This window comes from Humidesulfovibrio idahonensis (genome assembly GCF_054657715.1).
Window position 1 is genome coordinate 1,354,560 of record NZ_BAAHYE010000003.1, and the last position, 24,992, is coordinate 1,379,551.

23 protein-coding genes and 1 pseudogene are annotated in these 24,992 nt (G+C 66.4%); 8 read left to right on the forward strand and 16 right to left on the reverse strand.

Annotated elements, in window-relative coordinates:
- Nucleotides 1-19: 19 nt before the first annotated feature.
- Nucleotides 20-1,321 (reverse strand): annotated as a pseudogene (locus ACYQ4W_RS15665) (RHS repeat domain-containing protein).
- 217 nt (nucleotides 1,322-1,538) lie between these two features.
- Nucleotides 1,539-4,376, reverse strand: a complete 2,838-nt coding sequence (gene uvrA / locus ACYQ4W_RS12410) for an excinuclease ABC subunit UvrA (RefSeq protein WP_459857106.1) — start codon at nucleotides 4,374-4,376, stop codon at nucleotides 1,539-1,541.
- 193 nt (nucleotides 4,377-4,569) lie between these two features.
- Between uvrA and ACYQ4W_RS12415 the strand changes: the two genes are divergently transcribed.
- The 3 genes from ACYQ4W_RS12415 (at nucleotide 4,570) to ACYQ4W_RS12425 (ending at nucleotide 7,573) form a co-directional block, all read left to right on the forward strand.
- Entirely contained in the window at nucleotides 4,570-6,060 is a 1,491-nt protein-coding gene (locus tag ACYQ4W_RS12415; protein WP_459857108.1) for a hypothetical protein, read from the forward strand.
- A gap of 25 nt (nucleotides 6,061-6,085) precedes the next feature.
- The gene (locus ACYQ4W_RS12420) at nucleotides 6,086-6,859 is read left to right on the forward strand and encodes a tRNA1(Val) (adenine(37)-N6)-methyltransferase (RefSeq protein WP_459857110.1); all 774 of its coding nucleotides are present in this window, start codon (nucleotides 6,086-6,088) and stop codon (nucleotides 6,857-6,859) included.
- A gap of 144 nt (nucleotides 6,860-7,003) precedes the next feature.
- Nucleotides 7,004-7,573: an OmpH/Skp family outer membrane protein gene (locus tag ACYQ4W_RS12425; protein ID WP_459857112.1), complete on the forward strand. Its 570-nt coding sequence runs from the start codon at nucleotides 7,004-7,006 to the stop codon at nucleotides 7,571-7,573.
- A 398-nt stretch (nucleotides 7,574-7,971) separates the two neighbouring features.
- Here ACYQ4W_RS12425 and ACYQ4W_RS12430 read toward each other — a convergent pair whose 3' ends face one another.
- From ACYQ4W_RS12430 to ACYQ4W_RS12485, 12 genes are all read right to left on the reverse strand, one after another.
- Complete coding sequence (locus ACYQ4W_RS12430; RefSeq protein ID WP_459857114.1) at nucleotides 7,972-8,379, reverse strand: YraN family protein; 408 nt, start codon at nucleotides 8,377-8,379, stop codon at nucleotides 7,972-7,974.
- Entirely contained in the window at nucleotides 8,355-9,023 is a 669-nt protein-coding gene (locus ACYQ4W_RS12435) for a ribonuclease HII (protein WP_459857116.1), read from the reverse strand. Before ACYQ4W_RS12435 ends, ACYQ4W_RS12430 begins: the two co-directional genes overlap by 25 nt.
- A gap of 93 nt (nucleotides 9,024-9,116) precedes the next feature.
- Nucleotides 9,117-9,467: a 50S ribosomal protein L19 gene (rplS, locus tag ACYQ4W_RS12440; RefSeq protein ID WP_459857118.1), complete on the reverse strand. Its 351-nt coding sequence runs from the start codon at nucleotides 9,465-9,467 to the stop codon at nucleotides 9,117-9,119.
- 49 nt (nucleotides 9,468-9,516) lie between these two features.
- On the reverse strand, nucleotides 9,517-10,833 hold the full coding sequence (trmD, locus tag ACYQ4W_RS12445) for a tRNA (guanosine(37)-N1)-methyltransferase TrmD (protein ID WP_459857120.1): 1,317 nt from the start codon (nucleotides 10,831-10,833) through the stop codon (nucleotides 9,517-9,519).
- 2 nt (nucleotides 10,834-10,835) lie between these two features.
- Nucleotides 10,836-11,537, reverse strand: coding sequence for a ribosome maturation factor RimM (gene rimM / locus ACYQ4W_RS12450; RefSeq protein WP_459857122.1), 702 nt, complete (start codon nucleotides 11,535-11,537; stop codon nucleotides 10,836-10,838).
- 4 nt (nucleotides 11,538-11,541) lie between these two features.
- On the reverse strand, nucleotides 11,542-11,775 hold the full coding sequence (locus tag ACYQ4W_RS12455; RefSeq protein ID WP_459857124.1) for a KH domain-containing protein: 234 nt from the start codon (nucleotides 11,773-11,775) through the stop codon (nucleotides 11,542-11,544).
- A gap of 84 nt (nucleotides 11,776-11,859) precedes the next feature.
- Nucleotides 11,860-12,099 (reverse strand): 30S ribosomal protein S16, encoded by a 240-nt coding sequence (gene rpsP, locus ACYQ4W_RS12460; protein WP_459857126.1) that lies wholly within the window; start codon nucleotides 12,097-12,099, stop codon nucleotides 11,860-11,862.
- A 98-nt stretch (nucleotides 12,100-12,197) separates the two neighbouring features.
- A complete protein-coding gene (gene ffh / locus ACYQ4W_RS12465; protein ID WP_459857128.1) occupies nucleotides 12,198-13,766 on the reverse strand; it encodes a signal recognition particle protein in 1,569 nt (522 codons plus the stop codon).
- A 156-nt stretch (nucleotides 13,767-13,922) separates the two neighbouring features.
- Nucleotides 13,923-14,714, reverse strand: a complete 792-nt coding sequence (locus ACYQ4W_RS12470) for a GGDEF domain-containing protein (RefSeq protein WP_459857130.1) — start codon at nucleotides 14,712-14,714, stop codon at nucleotides 13,923-13,925.
- Nucleotides 14,715-14,765: 51 nt separating this feature from the next.
- Entirely contained in the window at nucleotides 14,766-15,398 is a 633-nt protein-coding gene (locus ACYQ4W_RS12475) for a hypothetical protein (RefSeq protein WP_459857132.1), read from the reverse strand.
- 82 nt (nucleotides 15,399-15,480) lie between these two features.
- Nucleotides 15,481-15,711: a hypothetical protein gene (locus tag ACYQ4W_RS12480; RefSeq protein ID WP_459857134.1), complete on the reverse strand. Its 231-nt coding sequence runs from the start codon at nucleotides 15,709-15,711 to the stop codon at nucleotides 15,481-15,483.
- A 174-nt stretch (nucleotides 15,712-15,885) separates the two neighbouring features.
- Nucleotides 15,886-16,611 (reverse strand): LexA family transcriptional regulator, encoded by a 726-nt coding sequence (locus ACYQ4W_RS12485; RefSeq protein WP_459857136.1) that lies wholly within the window; start codon nucleotides 16,609-16,611, stop codon nucleotides 15,886-15,888.
- A gap of 496 nt (nucleotides 16,612-17,107) precedes the next feature.
- Here ACYQ4W_RS12485 and ACYQ4W_RS12490 point away from each other — a divergent pair, with 496 nt between their 5' ends.
- From ACYQ4W_RS12490 to ACYQ4W_RS12500, 3 genes are all read left to right on the forward strand, one after another.
- Complete coding sequence (locus ACYQ4W_RS12490) at nucleotides 17,108-18,472, forward strand: phosphomannomutase/phosphoglucomutase (RefSeq protein ID WP_459857138.1); 1,365 nt, start codon at nucleotides 17,108-17,110, stop codon at nucleotides 18,470-18,472.
- A 72-nt stretch (nucleotides 18,473-18,544) separates the two neighbouring features.
- Nucleotides 18,545-19,147 (forward strand): TetR/AcrR family transcriptional regulator, encoded by a 603-nt coding sequence (locus tag ACYQ4W_RS12495; protein WP_459857140.1) that lies wholly within the window; start codon nucleotides 18,545-18,547, stop codon nucleotides 19,145-19,147.
- Nucleotides 19,148-19,266: 119 nt separating this feature from the next.
- The gene (locus tag ACYQ4W_RS12500; RefSeq protein ID WP_459857143.1) at nucleotides 19,267-19,800 is read left to right on the forward strand and encodes a carboxymuconolactone decarboxylase family protein; all 534 of its coding nucleotides are present in this window, start codon (nucleotides 19,267-19,269) and stop codon (nucleotides 19,798-19,800) included.
- A gap of 334 nt (nucleotides 19,801-20,134) precedes the next feature.
- On the opposite strand, the gene ACYQ4W_RS12505 is transcribed toward ACYQ4W_RS12500, so the two are convergent.
- Entirely contained in the window at nucleotides 20,135-21,439 is a 1,305-nt protein-coding gene (locus ACYQ4W_RS12505) for a CE1 family esterase (RefSeq protein ID WP_459857145.1), read from the reverse strand.
- Between the two features lie 8 nt (nucleotides 21,440-21,447).
- Complete coding sequence (locus ACYQ4W_RS12510) at nucleotides 21,448-22,359, reverse strand: protein-L-isoaspartate O-methyltransferase family protein (protein WP_459857148.1); 912 nt, start codon at nucleotides 22,357-22,359, stop codon at nucleotides 21,448-21,450.
- A gap of 166 nt (nucleotides 22,360-22,525) precedes the next feature.
- Here ACYQ4W_RS12510 and ACYQ4W_RS12515 point away from each other — a divergent pair, with 166 nt between their 5' ends.
- Both ACYQ4W_RS12515 and ACYQ4W_RS12520 read left to right on the forward strand, forming a co-directional pair.
- Nucleotides 22,526-23,041: an acyl-CoA thioesterase gene (locus tag ACYQ4W_RS12515; RefSeq protein WP_459857149.1), complete on the forward strand. Its 516-nt coding sequence runs from the start codon at nucleotides 22,526-22,528 to the stop codon at nucleotides 23,039-23,041.
- 243 nt (nucleotides 23,042-23,284) lie between these two features.
- Nucleotides 23,285-24,979, forward strand: a complete 1,695-nt coding sequence (locus tag ACYQ4W_RS12520) for an ABC transporter ATP-binding protein (RefSeq protein ID WP_459857151.1) — start codon at nucleotides 23,285-23,287, stop codon at nucleotides 24,977-24,979.
- The last annotated feature ends 13 nt before the right edge of the window (nucleotides 24,980-24,992 follow it).

Consider the following 24,992-nt stretch of genomic DNA (forward strand, 5'->3'; position numbering starts at 1 on the left):
ACCGGCCTTTGCTGTGCGTTCATTTGCCGTCACCTTGAGCCTCCTTGTTCCGCTCATAAATCTTTTCAAACGGATACACCAACGGGTCAGGGAGAAGGGGCACTCGGATTTCCTTGGTGTCGTCCTTGCTGGTCATGCCCAAAAAATCAGTGAATGATTTCGGGACAGGAACTGAAAAATCCAGCAAAAACGGCTTGGCGCCCGGATGAATGTCAATCGGCTTGTAATCCCCCTGCATGGTCCCGTTGTCATCGCACGGATAGACCTTGCAGTAGGGATTGTCGTCGCAGCCGGTTCTGCTCTGTTCCGTGTTTTCTTCGCCTGATTTTTGCTCCTCGGCCCCGAAGCCGAAGAGAGACCACAGCCCCCACGCATCCACCCGGTTCACCGGATCGTCGACGCAGTAGCCGTACCAGTCCTTGTCGCCACCCTTTGCGCCCATAGGGTCCAGGGCAGTGAAGCGCCCGGTGTCGGCGTCGTAGTCGCGCCAGACAAAACGCGTCAGGCCGGTGTCGGCGTCAAAGAGTCCGCCCGCGAAGCCCAGCGGCAGGCGCACCGCATTGCCCCGAACCTGCAACAGCATGCCGAAGCTGTCGTATTGCATCGCCTATACAATATGGCCATCCACTGTGGCAAGGGCCAGCGGCGTGCCGACTTGGTCGCCGAGCAGCAGGTACGAGTCGTCGCCGTTGGTCACGCCAACGGGCGTCCGGCCTTTGAGGTACGCCAGCCGCCACCACTCGCGGCCGTCGTGGAATTCCGAGAGCCGCAGCGGGTCGAGCCAGCGATAGGTCTCGACCACGCGGCTGTCGATGCGCTTCTCGCGCCGCAACCCGTTGGCGTCGTAGGCGTAGTCGATGCGCCTGCCGTCGGGCAGGTCAACCGCCAGCAGCAAGCCAGAAGGCTCGTACTTGTAGCGCGTCTCGCGGTCGCCCTCAATTTTCAGGTTGCGGAAGCCCGCCTTGTCGTGGCCGTACTGGACGCCTCCCGCCTGCCCCAGCCGGTCGCCCAGGCTGTAGCTGTAGCGCCGCTCACCGCGAAAACGCTGCGGGTTGATGTCGGCGAGGCGGCGACCCTCGTGATCGTACTGGTAGGACTCCAGCAGGCTGCCCGAGCCATCGGTGACGCGGGCCAAGCGTCCGGCGGAATCATAGGCGTAGCGCCGGGTTTCGGCCTCTCCGCCGAGGTTCAGAGTGCGTTCTGCGATGCGCCCCCTTCGGGGGTTTTGGGCATCGCGCCGCAATGAAAGAAATGGGATGGGCATAGGCGCTCCTTGCGTTTGCGCGCCGGGCAAGGTGTCCGGCGCAAATGACGCAAGCATAGCATGGAGTTTCGGGCCGGACACACAGCGGAAAAGGTATAGGGGAGGCCTGCCTTCACGGTCTCTGCCGCAGCCACGCCATAATAAAAGCCCTTGAAATGCAACGCATTCCAAGGGCTTTTCACTGCCATGAGGGGATCCGGGGGGACATCATGCCCTCGGCGGACGCAGGGGGCGCCGCTCCCAGACCAAGGGACAGAGGCCAGGCGCGTGGCCGCTATTTGGCCTCGTCGCCCAAGAATCTGCCGGTGACTGACTGCGGGTTGGCCATGATTTCTTCGGGCGTGCCCTGAGCCACGATCTGCCCGCCGTTTTCGCCGCCGCCGGGGCCGAGGTCGAACACGTAGTCGGACGCGAGGACCACGTCGGCGTTGTGCTCGATGACGATGACGCTGGCGCCCTTGTCCACCAGGCGGTGCAGCACGCGGATGAGCTTGCCCACCTCGTGCATGTGCAGGCCCGTGGTGGGCTCGTCGAGGATGTACAGCGCGCCGGGCAGGTTGCGTTTGCCCAGCTCGCGGCTGATCTTGATGCGCTGGGCCTCGCCGCCGGAAAGGGTGGTGGCGGGCTGGCCGAGCCGCAGATAGGACAGGCCGACCTGTTCGAGGACTTCCAGCCGGCGGGAGAGGGCGGTGTGCGCGCCGAAGAATTCCCGCGCCTCGGCCACGGTCATGTCCAGCACCTCGGCGATGTTCTTGCCCTTGTGGCGCACCTCCAGGGTCTGGGCGTTGTAGCGCATGCCCTTGCACACCTCGCAGGTGACGAAGACATCGGGCAAAAAGTGCATCTCCACACGCACCTGGCCGTCGCCCTGGCAGGCCTCGCAGCGGCCGCCCTTGACGTTGAAGCTGAAGCGGCCCGGCTGGTAGCCGCGCATCTTGGCATCCTTGGAGCCCGCGAAGATGGTGCGGATCTCGTCAAAGGCCTTGGTGTAGGTGGCCGGGTTGGAGCGCGGCGTGCGGCCGATGGGCGTCTGGTCGATGGCGATGATTTTTTCGATGACCTCCGCGCCCACAAAGGAGTCCACCGGGCCGGGCTGGTCCACCTTGATGCCCTGGGAAAGGGCGAGGTGCTTGTACAGGGTGTCGACCACCAGCGAGCTTTTGCCGGAGCCGGAAACGCCGGTGAAGCACACGAGCACGCCGAGGGGGATGTCGAGGTCGAGGCCCTTCAGATTATTGGCGCGCGCGCCGCGTATGCCCAGGTGGGTGCGCCCGCCGATGGGCAGGGGCTGACGGCGCTCGTCCGGCCGCCAGGAGCGCAGGTCGCCGCGCAGATACTTGGCGGTGAGGGACTCGCTCTCGTTCATCAGCTTGTCCACATTGCCCTGAAACACGATTTCGCCGCCGAGCTCGCCCGAGCCGGGACCGAGCTCGATGACGTGGTCCGCGCTCATGATGGTGGGTTCGTCGTGCTCCACCACCAGCACGGTGTTGCCGCGGGCCTGCAGGCTGCGCAGGGTCTTGAGCAGGCGTTCGTTGTCGCGCGGGTGCAGGCCTATGGACGGCTCGTCGAGCACGTAGGTGACGCCCACCAGGCCGGAGCCCAGCTGGCTGGCCAGGCGTATGCGCTGGGCCTCGCCGCCGGAGAGGGTGCTCATGTTGCGCCCCAGGCTGATGTAATCGAGCCCCACGCCCTTCATGAAGCCCAGGCGGTGCGTCAGCTCCTTGAGCAGCGGCCCGGCGATGAGCGTGTGCGCGCCGGAAAAATCCTGGGCGTTCAGCCAGTCCAGCGCGCGGGAGATGGAGAGCGAGCAGAACTGGTGGATGTTCAGCCCCTCCGGCGTGGCGGGCACGCGCACTGCCAGCACCTCGGGCTTGAGCCGCGCCCCCTGGCAGACCGGGCAAGGGCGGCTCTGGCGGTAGCGGGAAAGCTCGTCGCGCCAGACCGGCCCCATGGAGAAGCCCTGCTCAAGCAGCGGGGCCACGCCGGGCCAGTCGCACGCGCCGTCGCCGTCGACCAGGGCCACGCGGGCCTTGGCGCTGAACTCGGCCAGGGGGGTGTCCAGGGTGAAGCCGTGGCGCTTGCCCAGGCGCTTCAGGTCGTCCTCGTGCCGGGCGAAAAGCCGCGGGTTGCGCCAGGGCAAAAGCCCGCCCTCTTTGAGCGAAAGGCCCTTGTTCGGCGCCAGCAGGTCGAATTCGAAGGAATCCACGGTGCCCAGGCCGGAGCATTCCGGGCAGGCGCCCTGGGGACTGTTGAAGGAGAACAGCGCCGGGGCCAGCGCGGGCATGGAGATGCCGCAGGTGGCGCAGGTGCTGGAGGTGCTGAAGAAGCGGTCGGCTCCCTTGCCCTTTTTGCCGTGCTCGTTGACGATGAGGCTGCCCTTGCCCTGGCGCAGGGCCAGCTCCACGGAATCGCCCAGGCGCGGGCGGATATCGGGCTTGATGGCCAGACGGTCCACCACGAGCTCGATGGTGTGCTTCTTGAGCTTGTCCAGCTCCGGCACCTCGTCCAGCGGATAGACCTCGCCGTTCACGCGGGCGCGGGCAAAGCCCTCCTTGCGCAGTTTGGCGAAGAGATCCTTGTGCGTGCCCTTCTGGTGCTCCACCAGGGGCGCCAAGAGCAGAATGCGCGCGCCTTCGGGCATGGCCATGATGGCGGACAAGATCTCGTCGCCGCTTTGGGCGGCGATGGCCTGGCCGCACTTGGGACAAAAGAAGGTGCCCAGCCGGGCGAAGAACACGCGCAGAAAGTCGTACACCTCCGTCACCGTGCCCACGGTGGAGCGCGGGTTGCGCGAGGTGGACTGCTGCTCCAGGCTGATGGCCGGGGAAAGCCCCTCCACCTTGTCCACCTGGGGCTTGTCCATCTGCGGCAAGAACTGCCGGGCGTAGGCCGAGAGCGACTCCACGTAGCGGCGCTGGCCTTCGGCATAGACGATGTCGAAGGCGAGGGTGCTCTTGCCGGAGCCCGATGGCCCGCAGACCACCACGAGCTTTTCGCGCGGGATGTCGAGGCTCAGGTTCTTGAGGTTGTGGTGACGGGCCCCTTCGATGTGGATGACGCCCCGATCCGCAGAGGGTGTGGCCGGGGTCTTGGCGGCTTTTTCTGACATTTGCTGCAGGTAAGCATTGCTTGGCCCCTGGCAAGGGGTGCGGGCAACCACTTGACGGAATCGGAACGCCGGGCGTAATGTGGCATCTCTTGGGTTTTCGGCTTTGCGCCTGGGTCTGCGGCACGCGCCGGAGGACCATTGCGGAGCTTTCGCCGCGCGGCCGAACCCCCAACCCCGAACAAGGGGGAGCGCCATGTACGGACTGACCGACAACATCATCGCCGGACCAGCGGGCCACATTGAAGCCGGGCCAGCCGGCCACATCGAGGCCGCGCCCGCTGGAAGCATCATGATCGGCCAGGCGGGCAGCTCCACTGTGGGCCCCGTGGGCGGCTCCGCCGTCGAACCCGGCGGGCATGTCCTCACCGAACCCGGCGGTCACGTCCTTACCGAGCCGGGCGGCCGCACCATCACCGACCAGGGCGCGCACATCACCGTCGAACCCGGAGGCCACGTCTCCCTGTCCTCAAGCGGCAGCTCCGTTGTGGCGCCCTCCGCGACCCAATCCTTTTCCGTGGCCGGAAGCAGCCAGCAGGTGTCCATCGCGGGCACGGGCAGCGCCATGGTTGGCGGCGCAGCATACAGCTTCGGCGGCAGCATCCTCGGCGGCGCAGGAATGACCGTGGGCGGCGCAAGCAGCTTCATGCCCGGCGGCGCCGGGACTGGCGGCAGCGGAGCCGCTGGTGGCGGCGGCGTTTCCGGAGGCGGAGGCGCCAGCGTCGGCGCGGCGGGCGGCGGCGGCATCGGCGCGGCGGCAGGGGGAGGTGGCATCAGCGGCGGCGGCGGCGGCGCAAGCTCCAGCGGCGGCGGGTTCGCCACCACAGGCGGCGCTGGCGGCGGCACAGCCGTTGGCGGCGGCGGCGGATCTTCGGGCGGCGGCGGCGGCGGCGTGTTCAGCGGACCAAGCACCCTTGTGGCGCCTGGCGGCGGCACCGGCGTCAGCTACATGGTTTCTTCCGGTCCGGGCATGCCCCCGGTGGAAGTGCACGGCGGCGGCCAATCCGTCGGGGCGGCGGCCCAAACCGCCAACCCGGGCCCGGCAGGGCACACGGCGGGCGGCCCGGCCGGACACGTGCAGGCCCCGCAGGCCGCACGCTTCCATGGCCACGCATCGCCCAACATCAGCCACAGCCCGGTGCACGTCTTCAACCACAAGCTCATCAGCGAAGCCTGGCAGGGCTATCAGGCCGCCTATGTGTGGCCCGGCCCCACCAAGGTGGACGCCAACCTGGCCCCCCTGCCCAGCGGCCGGGTCGACATGAATCTTTTCGAACTGCCGCACGTGGTCTTTCCGGACGAGAAGCCCGGCCCCAAGTCCGTGGTGGACAACACCGCCGGCGCCTCCGGCACCATGCAGCTCACCCAGGTGACCAACGAAAACACGACGCAGGACTTCGGCACCTCGCGCAGCGTGGAGTATAACTCCCGCACCGTGGACGAGCGCAGCGTGACCCTGGACAGCTCCCAGAACAAGAGCATCACCATCAGCCAGCCGCAGAACCACGAGTCGAACATGAACATCGACTACTCGCGCACGGTCAACGCCGACTTCTCCACCGCGCCCCAGCACAACACGCAGATCAACGTGGAAGAAGCCGCGCGGGTGGTGAACCTCATCTTCATCGACGGACAGTCCGCCTCGGCCGCGGGCATGGGCACCCCCATTAAGGCCGACGTGGTCTGACCGCCGCGTGAACGATGCAGCGGCCATGACCGCACAACAAGCCGCCGCCAACGCGACGCAACGCCGCGCGCACTTTCCGCGCGGGCTCAAGCAACCCCGGTCCGGGTTCCGCTTCGGCGCGGACACCCTGCTGCTGGCCGCCTTTGCCGCGCGCTGGCTCAAACCCGGCAAGCCCCTCGCCGGGCTTGACCTGGGCACGGGCAGCGGCGCGGCGTCCATCGGGCTTTTGCTGCTGCGGCCGGAAGCGCCCCTGCGCCTCACGGGCATAGACACCGGCCCGGAGATGATCGCCGCCGCGAGCCAGAACGCAAACGACCTGGACCTGGCCGGACACTTCGCCCCGCTGCTGGCCGATGCGCAGGACTACCGTTCGCCCGCACTCTTCGATTTCGCCCTGGCCAACCCGCCCTTCCGCGTTCCCGGCACTGGCCGCGCCTGCCCGGATGCGGACAAGGACCGCGCGCGCTTCGAGGGGCCAGGAGGCTTTGCCGCCTTTGCCCGCTGCGCGGGCCGGAACCTCCGCCGGGGCGGCACGCTCTTTCTTGTGCACCTGGCCGAGCGCCTGCCGGAACTCATGGCGGACCTGGCCGAGGCGGGCCTGCGCACGCGCCGCCTGCTGCCGGTGCAGGGCCGGGCCGACAGCGACCCGCGCCTGGCGCTCATCGCGGCCGTGAAGGGCGGCGGCCAGGGCCTCGCCCTGGAGCGTCCCCTGGTGCTCTACCAGCCGGACGGCGCCCTGACCCCGCAAGCGCTGTCATTCTGCCCGCACCTTGCCGCCAATCCCCGCCGCAGCGCATAAATCACCCCGCGATAAAGGGCCGCGGGGGCCTTGGCCCTCTTGCAAACCCAAAAGAAGCGCGTTACTGTCCACCGCCTGTTGCGTAAGGCCCCAACGGCCGCGCAGGACAACACCGACACAACACTCTAAAGAGGTATCGCACCCATGAAGAAGCTCTGCGCACTCCTGCTCCTGGCCGCCCTGGTCAGCGTGCTCGCCGCCTGCAACAACAGCAACAAGATCGTCGTGGTCGACGGCGCCAAGGTCTTCCGCGAGTCCAAGCCCGGTCAGGAAGCCATGGCCTATCTGCGCACCAAGAGCACCGACCTCCAGGCCGAAGCCAAGGCCGCTCAGGAGAAGGTCCAGGCCAAACAGACCCAGGAGAACGCCGCCGCCTTCCAGGAGGCCGTCACCAAGTACCAGACCACCATGGGCGCCGAACAGCAGCGTGTGGTCGGCCTGCTGCAGGACCAGTTCAACAAGATTCTTGAGAAGTACCGCAAGGACAACAAGGTCGACGTGATTCTGGCCAAGGACGTGGTCCTCTCGTACGACGAGTCCTCCGACATCACCAACAAGGTCATCGAAGAGATCAACAAGACGACCATCGACCTGAACGCCAAGCCCGAGGCCAAGCCCGAGGCCGCCAAGGCCGACGCCCCCAAGGTCGACGCCGCCGCCCCGGCCGCTGCCCCGGCTCCGGCCGCCAAGCCCGCCGAAGCGAAGAAGCCCTAAGCTTCACACAGACATCAGCCCATGCAAAAGCCCGCTGCGGAAAACCGTGGCGGGCTTTTTTTGCGTCCATGGTCAAGCGCCAGCCGCAAACACTGATCCGAGGGGCTGCCATACCCCATAAGGGCCGGAGCCTCGCGAAGCAGAGCATGAAGTCGGCAGCGCAGGGAAGCACCGGAGGCAAAGAGCCCTGGTGTCTGATGACGCGGCAATATTGCGCTGGCGGAGTGCATGCGCCAAGACGAGGTGCGGCATAGGCGTTGTCGAACCGCGGGGCGGAGCAAGGCGAGAGAAAGAGACGTGAAGGCTTCCGAGGGCGCAATGCGACAAGGGGCTGGACGAAAGCGCCGTGCGCGAACGCTGGAATAAACATCATCCAGCGGCACAGCCGCGAACCGGCCTTACCAGGGCTGCCAGCCGCTGGTGCGCTTGCCCACGGGCTCGTCGGCGCGCATGGCGTCCTCCACGTGCTCCAGGCTGGCCACCTTGCCCGCGCGGAACAGCACGCTCACGAGATCGAAGCGGCAAGGGCGTTGCCAGAGGTCGTGCTTGGAAAGATAACTCTGGGCGGCGCGCAGCAGGCGTCCGCGCTTCTGCGCGGTGAGTCCCTCGGCCGGAGTCGCAAGGGAGCCCTCGGCGCGGGTCTTGACCTCCACGAACACCAGCGTGTCGCCGTCCTCGCACACCAGATCAAGCTCCAGGCGGCCCAGCACGACGTTGCGCTCCAGAACGCGCAGCCCCTTGGCCTCCAGGTGGCCGGCCGCGGCGTCCTCGCCTATGCGTCCTACATCAAGATGCCGGGCAGGCACGGCTGGCGCTCCGCTTTCTTGTCCGTTGCCGCGCCGTCTTCCGGGCGCACGCCGCGAAAGGTGAGCCGGTGCGCGGGCGAAGGCCCGAGCCGTTGCAAGGCCTCCATGTGCACGGCCGTGCCATAGCCCTTGTGTATGGCCAGGCCATAGCCGGGGTGCATGCGGTCCAGCACGCCGAGAAGATGGTCGCGGTAGGTCTTGGCCAGGATGCTGGCGGCGGAGATGGCCGGAACCAGGGCGTCGCCGCCGATGACCGTGCGCTGGGGAATGGCCGCACGGCAGGGCTGGTTGCCGTCGATGAGCAGCAGGGCCGGCGCAAGGCGCAGGCGGCAGACGGCCCGCTCCATGCTGCGCAGGCTGGCCTGCAAAATATTGATGCGGTCGATTTCGCCCGGCCAGGAAAGGCCCAGGGCCCAGGCCACAGCCTGGGAGCGGATGGCCAGCGCCAGGGCCTCGCGTTTTTTCGCGGTCAAGGCCTTGGAGTCCGTCAGTCCGGGCAGGTCGAAGGAGTCCGGCAGGATGCAGGCGGCGGCAACCACAGGCCCGGCCAGGCAGCCGCGCCCGGCCTCGTCCACGCCGGCCACAGGGCCTGCGGGCAGATCACCCAGGGTGAATTGCGCCATCGGTTCGGGGCGTCGGGTCATGCGCGTCCCCTTTCGCAAAGCCGAAAACGTCCCCGGCCGACCCGATATGCGGGCCAGCCGGGGACGCCATTGTCCATGTTCGGACCGGGAGGATTAATCCCAGGCCTGGCGGGACTTGACGCGAGCGGCCTTGCCGGCCAGATCGCGCAGGTAGTAGATGCGCGCGCGGCGGACCTTGCCCTGCGAAACCACTTCCACGCGGTCGATGGACGGGGTGTGCATGGGGAAGATGCGCTCCACGCCGACACCGTCGGAAACCTTGCGCACGGTGAAGGTGGCGTCGGTGGTGCCGCGGCTGACGCGCAGAACCACACCCTGGAAGATCTGGATGCGCTCTTTGTCGCCCTCGATGATGCGGGTGTGCACCTTGACGGTGTCACCGGCGCGGAACTCGGGCATGTCCATGCGCATGTGTTCGCGTTCAATCTGCTTCATGATGTCCATATGTCGACTCCTTTTCTGGAAAACTGTCGTTATGCAAATCCCCGCCGGGTTACTGCGCATCGCCCAGCAGCCTGTCCACAAGGATGGCCGCGGCGGCGCGCACCGGAAGGTGGTTATACGCCGAAAATCCACGCACGGGCGAGACGATGGCGTCGGCCCGCAGCAACACTTCCGGGGCCAGGCCATGCCCGGTGCCGAGCACCAGGAGCACCGGAGTCTCCCTCAGCCAGCCGCGCACGGTGCTTGGCGGCGTGAAAGAGATCATGCGGTCCTTGCGGCCCCGCGCAGGGCGAAAGCTCGTCCGCGCGCAGGTGGCCACGATCTTGGGCGCTTGCCCGGCCTGCCCGGTCACCCACTCAACGGCCTCGTCCAGCCCCGTCACCATGTGCCCCAGGCGCAAAGCCTGTGCCCGGTCGGGGTTGGTGCGTCCCCCGGCGCCGTCTGTCCAATGCGACAAAAGGCGCTGTCCCAGTTCCCGCTGATCCTCGAGCGGAGTGGCCAAAAGGACCCCTGCCAATTCGTATGTGCGGGAAACGCGGCACATATCGTGGATGTCGAGGTTTGTCAAAGAAACCGTGCCAGGTTTTCCCGCTTTATCGAGCACCGGATGATGCAAAAGGCAGAGAAACAGGCTGCGCCCAAGGGCTGCCGGTTTTTCCGCGTTTCGCAAAAAATTATAGTCCTCGCCGCCGAGGGGCGCCTCCTGCAAGAGCTCCGGCCGCCGCGTCAAGGTGCGCAGCAGCGATGCCTCGCGCCGCCATTTGGCGATCTTGGCGTGCGATCCGCCGCGCAGGGTCTCGGGCACCTCGCGCCCCAGGTACGACTCGGGCCGGGTGTAGTGCGGATACTCGATGAGCCCGTCGGAGAAGCTCTCGTCGTCGCCGCTCTCCTCCTTGCCCATGAACCCCGGCACAAGGCGCGCCACGGCCTCCATGAGGCACAGGGCGGCGGCCTCGCCGCCGTTCAGCACGGCCTGGCCCACACACACGGGTTCAAGGCCCTCGGACTCCAGCAAACGTTCGTCGATGCCCTCGTACCGGCCGCACACCAGCGTCAGGGCGGGCTCCTGCGCCAGCTCGCGCGCCAGGGCCTGGGTCAGGGGCGCGCCAGAGGGCGTGAGCACGATTCTACGGCCCGGCTCCCGCACGCTCTCAAGGGCGCTGGCCAAGGGCTCGGCCATCATGACCATGCCCGGCCCGCCGCCGTAGGGCCTGTCGTCCACGTGCTGGTGGCGGTTGGTCGAAAAATCCCGCGGGTTCACAAGGTCTATGTCAATGAGCTTGGCCTCGCGGGCGCGCGCCATCTGCGCGCAGGTCAGCGGGCCGGCGAAAAACTCTGGAAACAGCGTGACCACGGTGAAGCGCACGGCTATTTCCCCGTGCGGCGGCGAGCGCCGCGCTTCGCGCCTTTTTTGACACGAGGCAGCGCTGCGACGGGCTCCCCGGCTTCCCCGTCCGCTTGCGCCTCTTCAAGGCCGTCGTCCGGGGTTTCCGGCTTGTCCAACGCGCCCAGATACAGCTCCAGCAAACCCGGCGGCGGGTCGATGTGGATCAGTCCGGCCTCGGCGTCGAGCCCCAGCAAAAACTCCGGCACGGCGGGAAACAGGATCTCCGCGCCGCCTTTGGCCGTTATGACCCAGGTAAGCTGGCCCGGCGTCTCCAGGATGGCCGTGAACACGCCCACCTCGGTTTCGTCGCCCAGCAGCACGCGCGCGCCCAGCAGCTTGTGCAGGTACTCCTCGCCCTCGTCCGGCGGCGGCAGGTCCGCCTCGGGGATGAGCACCTCGAACCCGCGCAGGGCCTCGGCCGCGTTGCGGTCGGCCACGCCTTCAAGTGTCACGATGAACCGGCCGTTGTTGTCGCGCGCGGACGTGATGACATAGGGCCTGGGCCGGGCCTTGCCCTTGCCCGGCTGCGCGGCGGGCTCAAGGTACAGCGTGGCCCCGGGAGAAAACAACAGCGGGGAGTCGGCATGGCTGTCCATGCAGAGCTCCCCGCGGATGCCGTGCGCCTTGGCCACGCGGGCCACGGCGACCAGTCCGCGCCGGTCCGTACCCGCTGTGCCCGGCATGGCGCTATTCGATGATCTCGAGCACGGCGCGCCGCTTGGCCTTGGCCGAAGCAGCGCCCAAGAGGGTGCGCATGGCTCTCGCCGTGCGGCCCTGCTTGCCGATGACCTTGCCCAGGTCTTCCTTGGCGACCTTGAGTTCCAGCACGGCTGTCTGCTCGCCCTCGATCTCCGTGACCTTGACCTCGTCCGGGCAGTCCACGAGCGACTTGGCGATGTACTCGATCATGTCTCTGAGCATGGCGGAACCCCCATAAATGAATGTGCGCGGGAGATCGTGCTGTGAACCCCTGCCGCTGCGCGCCCCGAAGGGCGCAAACCTGACTTACGCGCCTTTTTTGGCGACGAGGGTGCGGACGGTGTCGCTGGGCGTGGCGCCGAGCTTGATCCACTTGTCGTAGTTGGCCTGGTCGAGGACGACCTCGGCGGGATCAACCATGGGATTGTAGTGGCCCAGGAACTCCAAAGGACGGCCGTCGCGGCGGCTGGCGCGCTCGAGCACGACCACACGATAGAAAGGACGCTTTTTGGAGCCCATGCGGGTCAGTCGGATAGTAAGAGCCATGTTGTCTTTCCCCCTGAATTGGTTGTTATTCGGTTTTGGTTCAAATGGCAAGCGGCGCTGCCGCAAGCCGTTTTTTGGCGCAATGCCGCGCCCATGCCTCAGCGCTTTTGACGCTGCTTCTTGTTCAACTTCTTCTTCTTGCGTTCGGCCAAAGTCTTCTTGGAAAGCTGCTTTTTCCCTTCTCCGCCGCCGGGCATCTCGGGCATGCCGGGAAAGCCGCCCATGCCCTCCATGCCGGGAAATCCGCCCATGCCGGGGGCCATGCCGTTCTGCATCGCCCCGGCCGAAAGCTTGGGCTGCGGCTTGGTTCCGGGCATGGTGTAGCCGGCGGGCATGCCGGGAATCTTCGGCATTTTGGGAGCCTTGCCCCCGCCGCCCAGCATCTGCTGCATCATCTTGTTCATCTGCTCGAAATTCTTGATGAGCGCGTTCACCTCGCCCACGGTCATGCCGCAGCCCTTGGCGATGCGCATGCGCCGGCTCTGATCGATGATGGCGGGCTCGCGGCGCTCCTTCTTGGTCATGGAGTTGATGATCGCCTCGGCCTTGTCGATCTCCTTCTCCGGCACCTGCATGTCGCCCAGCTTCTTCATCATGCCGCCCATGCCGGGGATGAGCTTCAGGATGCTCTCCAGGGAGCCGATCTTGCGCATGCGCCGCATCTGGGTGAGGAAGTCCTCCAGATCGAACTTGGCCTGCTGCATCTTGACCGCGAGCTTTTCAGCCTCGGCCGTCTCCATGGTGTCCTGGGCCTTCTCGATGAGCGTCATGACGTCGCCCATGCCGAGAATGCGCTGGGCCGCGCGGTCCGGGTGGAAAACCTCCAGGTCGGAGAGCTTTTCGCCCATGCCCACGAACTTGAGCGCCTTGCCCGTGACGCTCTTGATGGACAGGGCCGCGCCGCCGCGCGCATCGCCGTCCATCTTGGTCAGCACCACGCCGGAAATGTCGAGCCGCTTGTCAAAGGCCTCGGCCACGGTGACGGCGTCCTGGCCGGTCATGGCGTCGGCGACGAAGAGGATCTCGGTCGGCTTGCAGCGCGCCTTGATGGCCGAGAGCTCCTCCATGAGGGTCTCGTCCAGGTGCAGGCGGCCGGCCGTGTCGAACAGGACGGCGTCGCAGCCGGCCTCGGCGGCCTTCTTGAGGGCGTCGGCGCAAATGTCCACGGGATTCATGTCCGTGGTGCTGGGGTAGGCGGGCACGCCCAGCTGCTTGGCCAGCACGTGCAGCTGCTCAATGGCCGCCGGGCGGTACACGTCCGCCGGGACCAGGTACGGCTTCATCTTGTGCTTGGCGCGCAAAAGATTGGCAAGCTTGCTCGCCGTGGTGGTTTTGCCGGAGCCTTGCAGGCCAACCATCATGATGATGACGGGCTTGTGCTTGAGGTTGAGCCCCGTCTGTTCGCCGCCAAGCAGCTCCACCAGCTCGTCGTGGACGATCTTGACCACCTGCTGGCCGGGGGTGAGGCTCTTCAGGACATCCGCGCCCAGGGCCTTCTCGCGCACACGGTCCACGAAGTCCTTGACCACCTTGAAGTGGACGTCGGCTTCGAGCAAAGCCAGGCGCACCTCGCGCAGGCCGTCCTGGATGTTCTTTTCATCCAAACGGGCCTGACCGCGCAGATTGCGGAAGGCTTCAGAGAGGCGATCGGTAAGGCTGTCGAACACGTGCTACGCTCCAGACAAAAAGGGTCCAAGCCCCCCGACCCGCTTTCGCGGTGCGGGTTGGCCCGGCGTAAAAAGAGATTGTGTGTTACATAAGCGGTTCGGTCAAGTCAAGGGCTAGAAAGGGGTGCCGTTTGGGGCGGCGGCAGGGGCGCAGAATCAAAGGCTGGCGCCGGCTTCGGCCACGCTGCCCGGGCCCTGCTCCTTGGCCTGGGCCAGGGCGGCCTTGGCGCGCGCCACCAAGAGCTCCGGGGAGTCCTCGGCTTCGGCCTGGGCCACGCCAATGCAGGCGGTGAGGCGCAGGCCCTGGCGGAAGCCGTTGCCCGCCACCAGCTCGCCGAGCTTGCGGGCAAAGCGCAGGGCCTGGGCGGCGTCGATGCCCGAAGCCAGGATCATGAACCTGCCGCTGCGCCAGCGGAACAGAAAATCGGCCTTGCGCATGTGCGTCTTCAGCAGCTGCGCCAGCTCGAACAGGACCTGATCGCCCGTCTCGTAGCCGTGCAGGTCGTTCACCTTGCGGAACCCGTCCACATCGAGCAGCACGGCGCAGAACCCGACGCCATAACGCCGCAACGCCTCCAGCTCGCGCACGATGAGCTGGTCGAAGGCCGTGCGGTTGAGCGCGCCGGTCAGCACATCGCGGTGGCTGTGCTGGTCCAGGGCCTGGGCCAGGCTCTCCACGCGGATTGCGGCCTCGCGGTAGGGGCGCACCAGCGCGGCATACACCAGCGCAGCCTGCGCCACCAGAAAGATCAGCCCGGCGGCCAGGGCCGCATAGGTCTCGTGCAGGGCCGCGGGCGCGTGGGTGGGGTGGTCGCGCAGCAGGCCGTAGGCGATGGAGAACTCGACCAGCAGCGCGGCGGCCAAGGCCAGGGAAAGGGCCAGAAACACCAGCAGCGCGCGGCTGGCGGGCGGCGCGGCGTTCAAGGCGTGACTTTCGTCCTGCGGCATCGCTTTCCCCTCCCCCCGCGGCGCGCCCAATCCCGGCGGCCCGCCCTCGGGCTATGGCTCGTAGGTATAGCGCAACTCGCCCATGCCGTCGCGCAGACGCAGGTCAATATTCACGTGGGTCCAGGTCCAGCCGTAGCGGTTGCCCACCTGGCGGCCAGGGCCGTACAGCTCGATGAGGTGGTCCTTGACCATGAAGAAGTTGGACTCGCCCGCAAAGACCACACCCGCGCCGGAGAACACGCCCTTGGGAAAATAGTAGGCCACGGTGCCCACGTCGGCCATGCCGAGTTTCAGCACTTCGTCCGGCTTATGATAGGTATTGGGAAGGGGCCGGGGGCTGACAACCGGCACAAGGCCCAGCTTGGTCTTGGCCTGGTCGAGCGGCGTGCCCCAGGCCAAACCGCGGAATTCCGTGGGCGCCGGGCTCATGGCATAGGTCAGGTCGGGCCGCGCGGGCGCTGCGGGCAGCTTGGGCCGAACGACAAAGGGCGGCGGCGTGTCTGCGCCGGCCGGCGCTGCGCCTGTCGGCTCGGGCACGGCCGGTGCTGCCGCCGGGCCGGCGGGGCTCGTGGCGGGCGCTTTGTCGGCGCCGGAAAGCGTGGCAGGGCCCTCGGCCGCGAAGCCGGGGCAGAAGGAGAAGGAAACGATCGCCGCCAGGGCGAGGGCGGCCAGGGGAAAACGCATGGAGCCTCCGGTGGCGCGAACGCGCGCCGAGTCTGATACTCCCCTGTCTCTGCCGGGAAATCAAGTGCCGCCAGGGGCTTTTTTACAGGTAAAGGGCCTGGGAGCGCGCGCGGGCCAGAGCCAGCTCCGTGGTCTCCAGCACCATCCGCCCCAGGCGCACAAGCCTGCGGCCGGAGTCTATGTCGGCAAGCAGGCGCTTTTCACGCGTCAGGCGCAGGCCAAGCAGATACGGCCCGGCATGGAAGGGGTCGGTTGCTTCGTAGACGCGGTACAGGTCCAGGGGCAAGGTCGGGGTGGCGGCGGTGGTGCTCATGGCGTCCTCCTGCCTTGCTGAATTGCAATATACGGACCTTGCAATGAATCCATCGTCTGCACAATGGGTTGCAAAACCGTACTACAGTCGGAAGATGCAGCCGCGCCTGCACAACGCGCAAAAAAGCCCCCCGCCGGAGCAGGGGGCCATTTCGCGAGCGGTGTTCCCGGACCCTTAGGCCTGCGGCGCCAAATTCTGAATGACCCAGACGACGCGGCCCAGGGTGCGCGCGGACATTTCCGCAGCGGGCACGTGCAGGTCGGCGTGGGTCTTGTCCTCGGCGCGCAGCACGAACTGCCCGTCAACGTAGTACACGCGGCGGATGAGCAGCCCCTGATGCGGGAAATGCACGGCGCACAGGTCGCCATCGGGGTGCTGGCGTTGGGCCATGTCCACGCCGACAAAGGCGCCGCGCATGACGACCGGCTCCATGCCCGCGGAATCCACGCGCAAAACCACGAGCTCCGGACTGAAAAACGTATCGGGAATGGACAGGTCCTCAACGGGCTGGGGCTGCCAGACATTGGCGTCCGCGCCGCTGCCCATCATGGACGAAACCGGAACCACGCGGCCGCGCGCATTGGTGCGCCCGTAAGTGGCCGGGGTCTCGCGCAGCAGGTTCTCGGCGGAGACGCCGCCCCTGCTGGCGTTCAAGTACACAGGCTCCTGGCCGTCGGAAAGCCAATTGGGGTTCAGCCCATGGCTGCGGTACAGTTTGAGGAACCAATCCGAGGGCACGGAGCAACGGCGTTTCGCATCAGAAATGCTCGACTGCCGCACCTCAAGAACCTCCGCCAACTGCACCTGAGTCCGCGCTCCAGTGGCCTTCTTGATGCGCTCCATGGCTTCCTCGAACCAGCGTTCCAGGCGCTCGTCGCACTTTTTCTTCAACTTTGCCACTGCGATCCTCCGTATTGTTCTTCCTGTATCGTAAAACTGCACGTCTGCGCTTGTTACTTTTGCTTGCGCATTATGGACTATGCTTAACGATACTATAGTTGCTCCGATTTGCTGCCGTCAAGCAGAAATACACCAAGGACAACGGTCCTCACAATGCTGTCGCGGCTCATTGTATACTGTCATTTCTGACATAGCTGCTGCACCACGATTTTTTTATCTTATAATAGCAGAGTTCCCTGTCAATATGCGTTACCAAAAATTAAGTAGTATCAATACACAATACCACCGGCCAAGGGATATACCCACGTCAAGAGGCAAGCATTATTCCCTGCAGGTTCTCAATGTACTTACCCTACACCAGTATGCCCGGCATATCGCGGCGTCTTCCCTCCCGCCGGGGGCTGTGCTATCCAGCGTACGCAGGGGCGCACGGCGCAAAGGCGCAAGGCGCGGGCCGCGGCCCGGCCAGGGCATTCCAGAACACGAGAAGGCGAACATGACGGACAACACCTCGCGCATATTCCGCGCATACGATATCCGGGGCATCGTCGGCCGCGACTTCGACGCCGCCTGGGTGGAACAACTCGGCAAGGCCTGCGGGGCCTATTTTCTGTCCCACGGGCACACGCGCGCCGTGGTCGGCCACGACTGCCGCCTCACCTCGGCCGCATTCCAAGAGCGCATGGTGCGGGGCATCGCCTCCACCGGCGTCGACGTGCTCTTCCTCGACATGGTGCCGACTCCGGTCTGCTACTTCGCCATACGGCACCTGGGCTACCAGGCCGGGGTCATGATCACCGCCAGCCACAATCCAGCCGAATACAACGGCTTCAAGGTGTGGGCGGGCAAAAGCACCATCCACTCCGAGGAAATCCAAAACATCGCCCGGCTCATGGCCCGGGACGTTTTCCCGGCAGGCAGCGGACTGGCCACCCGGCACGACATCGTTCCCACCTATCTGGACACGGTGTCCAAGCTGGTGGCCCTCGGCCGGCCGGTCAAGGTCGTGCTCGACGGCGGCAACGGCGCGGCCGGACTTGTGGCCCGCGACCTGCTCGCCCGGGCCGGAGCCGAGGTCATCGAACTCTTCTGCGAGCCCGACGGCCGCTTCCCGAACCACCACCCCGATCCGGTGGAGGAAAAGAACCTCACGGCGCTCAAGGCCAAGGTGCTCGAGACCGGCGCAGAGCTGGGCATCGGGCTGGACGGCGACGGCGACCGCATCGGCGTGGTGGACGAAAACGCCCATGTGCTCCACGGCGACCGCCTGCTGGCCATCTTCGCCCGCGCGGTGCTGGCCGAAAAACCCGGCGCGGCCATCATCGGCGATGTCAAATGCTCGCACCTGCTTTTCCAAGACATCGCCAAACATGGCGGCCGGCCCATCATGTCCGCAACTGGGCACTCACTCATCAAAGACAGACTGCTCTCCGAAAAGGCCGCGCTCGCGGGGGAAATGAGCGGGCATATGTTCTTCGCCGACCGCTACTACGGCTTTGATGACGCGCCCTATGCCGCATTGCGCCTCGTGGAGATACTCTCCCATTCTACTCTGGCTTTGTCCAGGCTCCTAGACGACTGGCCCCTGACTTTTGTTACACCCGAATTGCGCATCGATTGCCCGGAAGCCATAAAATTCGCCGTGGCCGAGAAAGCCGTTGCGGAATTCGCCAAACAATACACGCTTGAGGGCGACGACGGCGCGCGCCTTGTGTTTCCCGACGGCTGGGCCCTGGTGCGCGCCTCCAACACCCAGCCCGCGCTGGTGATGCGCTTCGAGGCCGAGAGCGAGGCGCGACTGGCGGAATTGCGCACCCTGGTGGAAGAGCCCCTGGCCCGCTGGATAGCCGAGATGTCTTGAGATTTGCCCCTGTGCGTCTTCTGCGCAAGAAGTGTGTTGACATTTCGAGACGACCGGTCTAGTCACTTCCCCATGCGCAGCAACACCAAACGCGACGACACACGCCAGCGGCTCATCGAGGCCGGCGCGGCCATCATTCATCGCCAAGGCTACAACGGCACGGGCATCCAGCAAATTCTGGAAGCCTGCGGTGTGCCCAAGGGCTCTTTCTATCATTTCTTCAAGAGCAAAGAAGACTTCGCCCTGGCCCTGCTGGACAACTACACCGCGATTTTCGCGGAACGCGCGGTGCAGCTCTTCGGCGACGAGTCTCTGCCCCCGCTGGACCGTGTGCGTCATTTTTTCGACAACGCCCTGCTGCGCCAACGCGACCCGGATGGGCCCTTCAGCACCTGCGGCTGCCCGGTGGGCAACCTGGTGCAGGAGCTTTCGCCCATGGGGCCGGAGTTCCGCCAGCGCCTGGACAGCGTGCTGCACCGCATGGAGCTGGCCATCGCCGACATGCTGCGCCAAGGCCAGGCCCAGGGCCAAATCGCCGCCCGGCACGATCCTGACGAGATGGCGCAGTTCTTTGTGGCCACCTGGCAGGGGGCCATCCTGCGCATGAAGGCCGCGGGCGGGCCAGAGCCCTTGCTCCGCGCCCGCGATGTCCTGATCGATCTGCTGACGCGCTAGTCCCACGGCGCTCAAAGCGGAGCCCACGCGGCCAGCCGTTGGCCTGACATTGAATAGACCGGTCTAATAATATGCACGGCGCAGCCAGCCGGAACCAACAACACCAGCAGGAGCCATTTATGCCGACCGCAAACAACAACGCCCCATACCGCATCGCCACCCAGACCCCGGAAACCGCCACCGGGTTCATGGTCCAGGCCTTCAAGCGCTTTCCGCCGCAGGTGGGCGTGCCCGAGCCCATGCTGTTGTTCTCGGCCAGCCCGGGCATGGTGGAGGCGCAGTTCTCCGTGTTCAGCTACTTCGGCACGCACGCGCACTTGAGCCCCGAGCTGCTGGCCGCCATCCGCTACCTGGCCTCGCGCACGCTTTCCGCCCCGGCCTGCCTGCTCTTCAACGGCAAGCTGCTGGGCGCAACAGGCTTTTCCGACGAGGAGCTTTCCGCCCTGCCCGAGTCCGGCGGCGAGTTCACCCCGGCGGAGCGCGCCCTGCTGGCGTATGTGGTGCGCCTGGTGGGCGAGCCGACGACGGTGACGGACGCGCATATCGAAACCCTGCGCGAGCACGGCTGGACCGATGCGGACATCATGGACGCGTCCATGCAGGCGGCGAACATGCAGGTGCCCGCCCTGCTGCTCAAGGCCCTGAAGCGTTAGCGGACACGCGGCGGGAGGGCTCCGGGGCCCCCTCTCCCCTGGTGCGGGTCCTCCCGCCACCGCACAACGCACCAACGGAAAAGGCTCTTCCAGCGGCTTTGCGCGGAAGAGCCTTTTCCGTTGCCGAGGGAGTCCAGAGGGCCCCGTGCCCTCTGGCGGGGTTCCAGGGGCAGCGCCCCTGGATTCTCCGGCGACGCCCCTGGGGTCTCCAGGCAACGCCGGAGGTGGGGCTGGAGATGCCTCCGGCGGCCGGGGGCTGGCCACCCCCGGACCCGGCGAAATGGGGAGCGGAATTGCTCTGCTGGCCGGAGATGCAGGCAGCACCCGGTTTCTTTTACTTCTTCGCTTTTGCTCCGGCCTTCACTGCGGCTTTGGCAGGAGCCGCCGGCCCCCCCTGCTGCCGGCCGAAAAATTCCAGCACCAGCCCGGTGGCGTCCGGCCCGGCGCTCGGCGCATCGCAATAGCGGTAGCGTTCGCGCGCGCCGCCCGGCCAGGCGTGGCCCCCGTTCTTGACGATGACCACGCGCACCTGCCCCCGCCCGCCCGCCTTGGCAGAACCATTGGCCGGGCCATATTCCTCCACGCGCACGGCGGCGCTGTCGCGCACCTGGCCTTTGGGGCTCAGGTCCATGCCGTTCACCCAATGATCCACCTGGGCGCGGGCGGGGTGGTCCTCGCAAAAGCGCCCGGTCGCCGGGTGGGCCTTGGTGGGGGCCACGCGCGCCACGTTGTCCTGCGCGCCGTGGATGATGAGCACGGGCAGGGGCTCGGCCGGGCGCGGCGCATCGCAGGGCAGATAGCCGGCCACAACGGCCAGGGCCGCCGCAGCGCCGGAGCGCTCCAGGACGAAGCGGCTGGCGAGCATGGCGCCGTTGGAGAATCCCGCAAGATAGATGCGCCGGGGGTCGGCGCCGTAGTCCGTGCGCAGGCGATTGATGAGCGCGGACAGGAAGCCCACGTCGTCCACGCGCTGGTCGCGGGCGTAGCCGCAGCAGGTCCAGGCGTTCCATGTCTGGCCTTCGCCGTTGGCCTCGGCCGGGCCGAGCCCGTCCGGAAACACGGCCAGATACCCGGCGGCGGCGGCGCGTCCGGCCAGGCCGGTTTGGCGCATGGCCTGGAGGGCGGAGCCCCCGGCCCCGTGCAGAACGATGATGACGGGAGTTTTCGGCGCGGCCTGGCCTTTCTTGAGGGGCGCGGCCTTGGGCAGGGTCAAGAGGGCCCGGCGGTCCACGCCGTCGTGGCGCAGGGTCAAAACCTGCTGCCGGGCCTGGTTGTTGGCCGGGGCTTGCTTGCGGCCCGCCTGATTGGGCTGATTGGGCTGGGCTTGCCCGGGCCGGAAGGGATCGGCTTCGCCCTTGTTTCCAGCGCCGAACGAACCGCCCTGGGAAGCATTGGCCGCGCCGGGCACTTGCGGCGCCTTGGGCTGCTGCGGCGCCACCGGGCCGCCCTGGGAGACGCCGTGGCCCTTGTCGCGGGAATCCGGCGACTTGGTCAGGGAGTCGAGGGCGTCCTGCACCATGCCGCCGGCGCTCTGCGCGCACAGGGCCTGCGCCGGGCCGAGCAAAACGCAAAGGACCAGCGCCGCCGCGGGCCAAAACCCGCGCACGGGCGTTGCGGCAAAATGCGGACGCGCGCCCATGGCCGCGGCTAGGACTTGTTCTCCATGATCTTGCCGGTCATGGGGATGAAGAACACGCCCATGTCCTTGCGGGAATGGACCTTGCCGGACTTGTCCTTGGTGAACACGTAAAGCACCTGGCCCTTTTTGAAGGGCTGGCCGATGGGCACGATGAGCCGGCCCTCGGGCTTCAGCTGCTTCAAGAGCTCGGGCGAGACGTAGCGCGCGGCGCAGGTGACCATGATGATGTCGAAGCCGCCCTTGACCTCGGGCCAGCCGAAGTAGCCGTCACCCACGCGGGTGTGCACGTTCTCAAGCCCAAGGGGCTTGTAGATCTTGGCGACCTCGCTGCCCAGGGGCTTGATGATCTCCACCGAGTAGACTTCCTTCACGATGCGCGACAAAAGCGAGCTCTGGAAGCCGGAGCCGGTGCCGACCTCGAGCACGGTGTCGCCGGGGCGGGGCTTGGCCAGCTGGGTCATGTAGGCCTGGCCCAGATAGTCGGAAAGGGCGGAGCCGTAGCCGATGGCCCAGGGCTTGGGCGCGGGCTCGTAGCAGTTGGAGGCGAAGGGCTTCTTGCGCTGGTAGTCATAGTGATAATATTCGCGCGGCAGTTCGCGGAAGGCGCGCAGCACGTTCGGGTCGGATTTGCCGAAGCGCCGCTTCAGGTATTTGTCGATGGCGTCCATGGCCATGACCTTGCGCGACTGCAGCTCGGCGAAGTCCTTCTCCTGCAGCTCCACCTGGCGGCCGGACTGGCGCATGGACTCCTGGAAGGTCTTGAAGTTCCAGGCCGCGCCGGGGGTCCAGGCGGGCTGCGCGGTGGGCGCGGGCGCGGCCAAGGCCACGGAGGCGGCCTTGGCCTCCGCGGCGCTGAAGGCCAAAAGACAGCACAAAACAGCAAGCGCGCGCGCAAGACGGCGCGGAATGATGATCGCCATGGATGAGACTCCTCAAAATTTCGTAATCCGTACCTGCTACCACGAGGCCGCGCGGATAGGAAGCCCCCCTGCCCCCGGCGCACCGCAGCCCTTGACCCGCGCCGCGCCGCGCCCTATTCACTGCAGATTGCCCGCCGCAACGCTTGCGGCGGCGACCGGAGGACCCATGACCGACCCCGCCTGCCACGCCCAGACCGATGCCCCCGAGGGCAAGACCGCCGCAGAGTCCGCCGTGACCATGACCCAGCAGGTGCTGCCCGAGGACGCCAACCCCGCGGGCAACGTGCACGGCGGCGTCATCCTGAAGCTCATCGACACCGCGGCCGGGGTTGTGGCCATGCGCCACGTGCGCGGCTGGGCCGTCACCGCCAGCATCGACCGCATGGACTTCCTCAAGCCCGTGTACGTGGGCGAACTTGTGGTGCTCAAGGCCAGCCTGAACATGGTCGGCCGCACCAGCATGGAGATAGGCGTGCGCGTGGAGGCCGAGAACCTGCTCACCGGCGCGGTGCGCCACACCAACTCCGCCTACCTCACCTTTGTGGCCCTGGACGACAAGGGCTGCCCCAGGCCGGCCCCGCCCCTGCTCGTGGAGGGCGAGGTGGCCGAGCGGCGCTTCCGCCAGGCCTTGCGCCGCCGCGAACTGCGCAGGCAGGCCATTGCCGAGGAGCGGCGCGGCTAGAACAGAACGCCGCCGGCAGCGCTTCCAAAACGCGGCACCGCCAGCCCGCCGCGGCAGCTTGTTTAAAGCGCGCCGGGCGGGGCGCACTGTCCTTGCCATATGCGGGCAGGGCCATTATATGGGCCTCACCCCGTCAGACCGTTTCGGGGAAACCCGTATCCGGAGCGACACAGTTTGACAGACCCCAAGGACAAAAGCGGCCACAAATCGCTGCACATGCTCAAGCGTTGCTTGGCGTATTTCATGCGCTACAAAGCCCGCGTGGGGTTGGCCATCGTCGGCATGACCGTCGTGGCGCCCTGTGCGGCGGCCAGCGCCTGGCTGGTCAAAAAAGCCGTGGACGACGTGCTCATCAACAAGGACATCGTCGCCCTCAAGTTCGTCACCGTCGGCATCGTGGTGCTCATGACGGCCAAGGGCATCTTCCGCTTCATGCAGAACTACTACATGAACACGGCGGGACTGCTCGCCGTGAACGACCTGCGCAACGAGCTGTATTCCAAGATCGTCTACCTGCCCATGCACTACTTCAACGAGTCGCAGGTGGGCATGCTGATGAGCCGCGTGCTGAACGACGTGGGCCTCATCCGCGCCAGCCTGCCCTCCATGGTCATGCTGACGCGCGAGTTCTTCTCCGTCATCGGCCTGGCCTTCTACGTGTTCTACCTGGACTGGAAGCTGGCCTTCTGGGGCACCATCGTCTTGCCCGCAGCGCTCTACCCCTTCATTTATTACAGCAAGCGCATGCGCAAGCTGGGCCGCCGCACCCAGGGGCACGTTTCAGACGTTTCCGTGCGCCTGCAGGAAGGGCTCTCCGGCATCAAGGTCATCAAGGGCTTCGCCAAGGAAAGAAGCGAAGTGGAGCACTTTGAGCGCGAGAACGAAAAACTCGTGGGCAGCAGCAACAAGCAGATTCTCGCCAGCGAGCAAAGCTCCCGCGTCATGGAGACCATCGGCTCCTTCGCGGCCGGGCTGGTGCTCTGGTACGGCGGCTCCCGCGTCATCGCGGGAGACTTGACCACCGGCGCGCTGCTGTCGTTCCTCACCGCCCTGGCCATGCTCTACGACCCCATCAAGCGCATCAACGCCGCCAACATCGACATCCAGATGGCCCTCACCGGCGCGGAGCGCGTGTTCGAGATCATGGACACGGCCGACGACCTGGCCGAGCGCGGCGGCAGCGTGGAGTTCAGCGGTCCCTTCCGCGAAATATCCTTCGAGAAGGTGCAGTTCACCTACGCCGGCGGCAACCGCCTGGCCCTCGACAACATCGACCTGCTGGTGAAGGCCGGGGAGCGCATCGCCATTGTCGGCTCCAGCGGCTCCGGCAAAACCACGCTGGCCAACATGGTGCCGCGCTTCTTCGATCCGCAGGGGGGCAGGATACTGCTGAACGGCCGCCCCCTGGCCGACTACACCCTGAACAGCCTGCGCCGCAGCATGGGCCTGGTCTCGCAGGAGTCCTTCCTGTTCAACGCCAGCGTGCGCGAGAACATCGCCTACGGCGCCGTTGGCGAATACACCCAGGAGGCGGTGGAATCGGCCGCCAAGGCCGCCTACGCCCACGACTTCATCATGGAGCTGCCCGAGGGCTACGACACCCTTGTGGGCGAACGCGGGGTCAAGCTCTCCGGCGGGCAAAAGCAGCGCCTCACCATCGCCCGGGCCATCATGAAGAACCCCGCGCTGCTCATCCTCGATGAAGCCACCAGCGCGCTCGACACGGAAAGCGAGCGCATCGTCCAGCTGGCGCTGGAGAACCTCATGCAGGAGCGCACCAGTCTGGTCATCGCCCATCGGCTGTCCACCATCCTCACGGCCGACCTCATCGTGGTCATGGCCGACGGCCGCATTGTGGACCAAGGCAAGCACGCCAAACTTTTGGAGCGTTGCGAAATCTACCGGACCCTTTACGAAATGCAGTTCGGCGCGGACTAGCGCCGGGAACCCC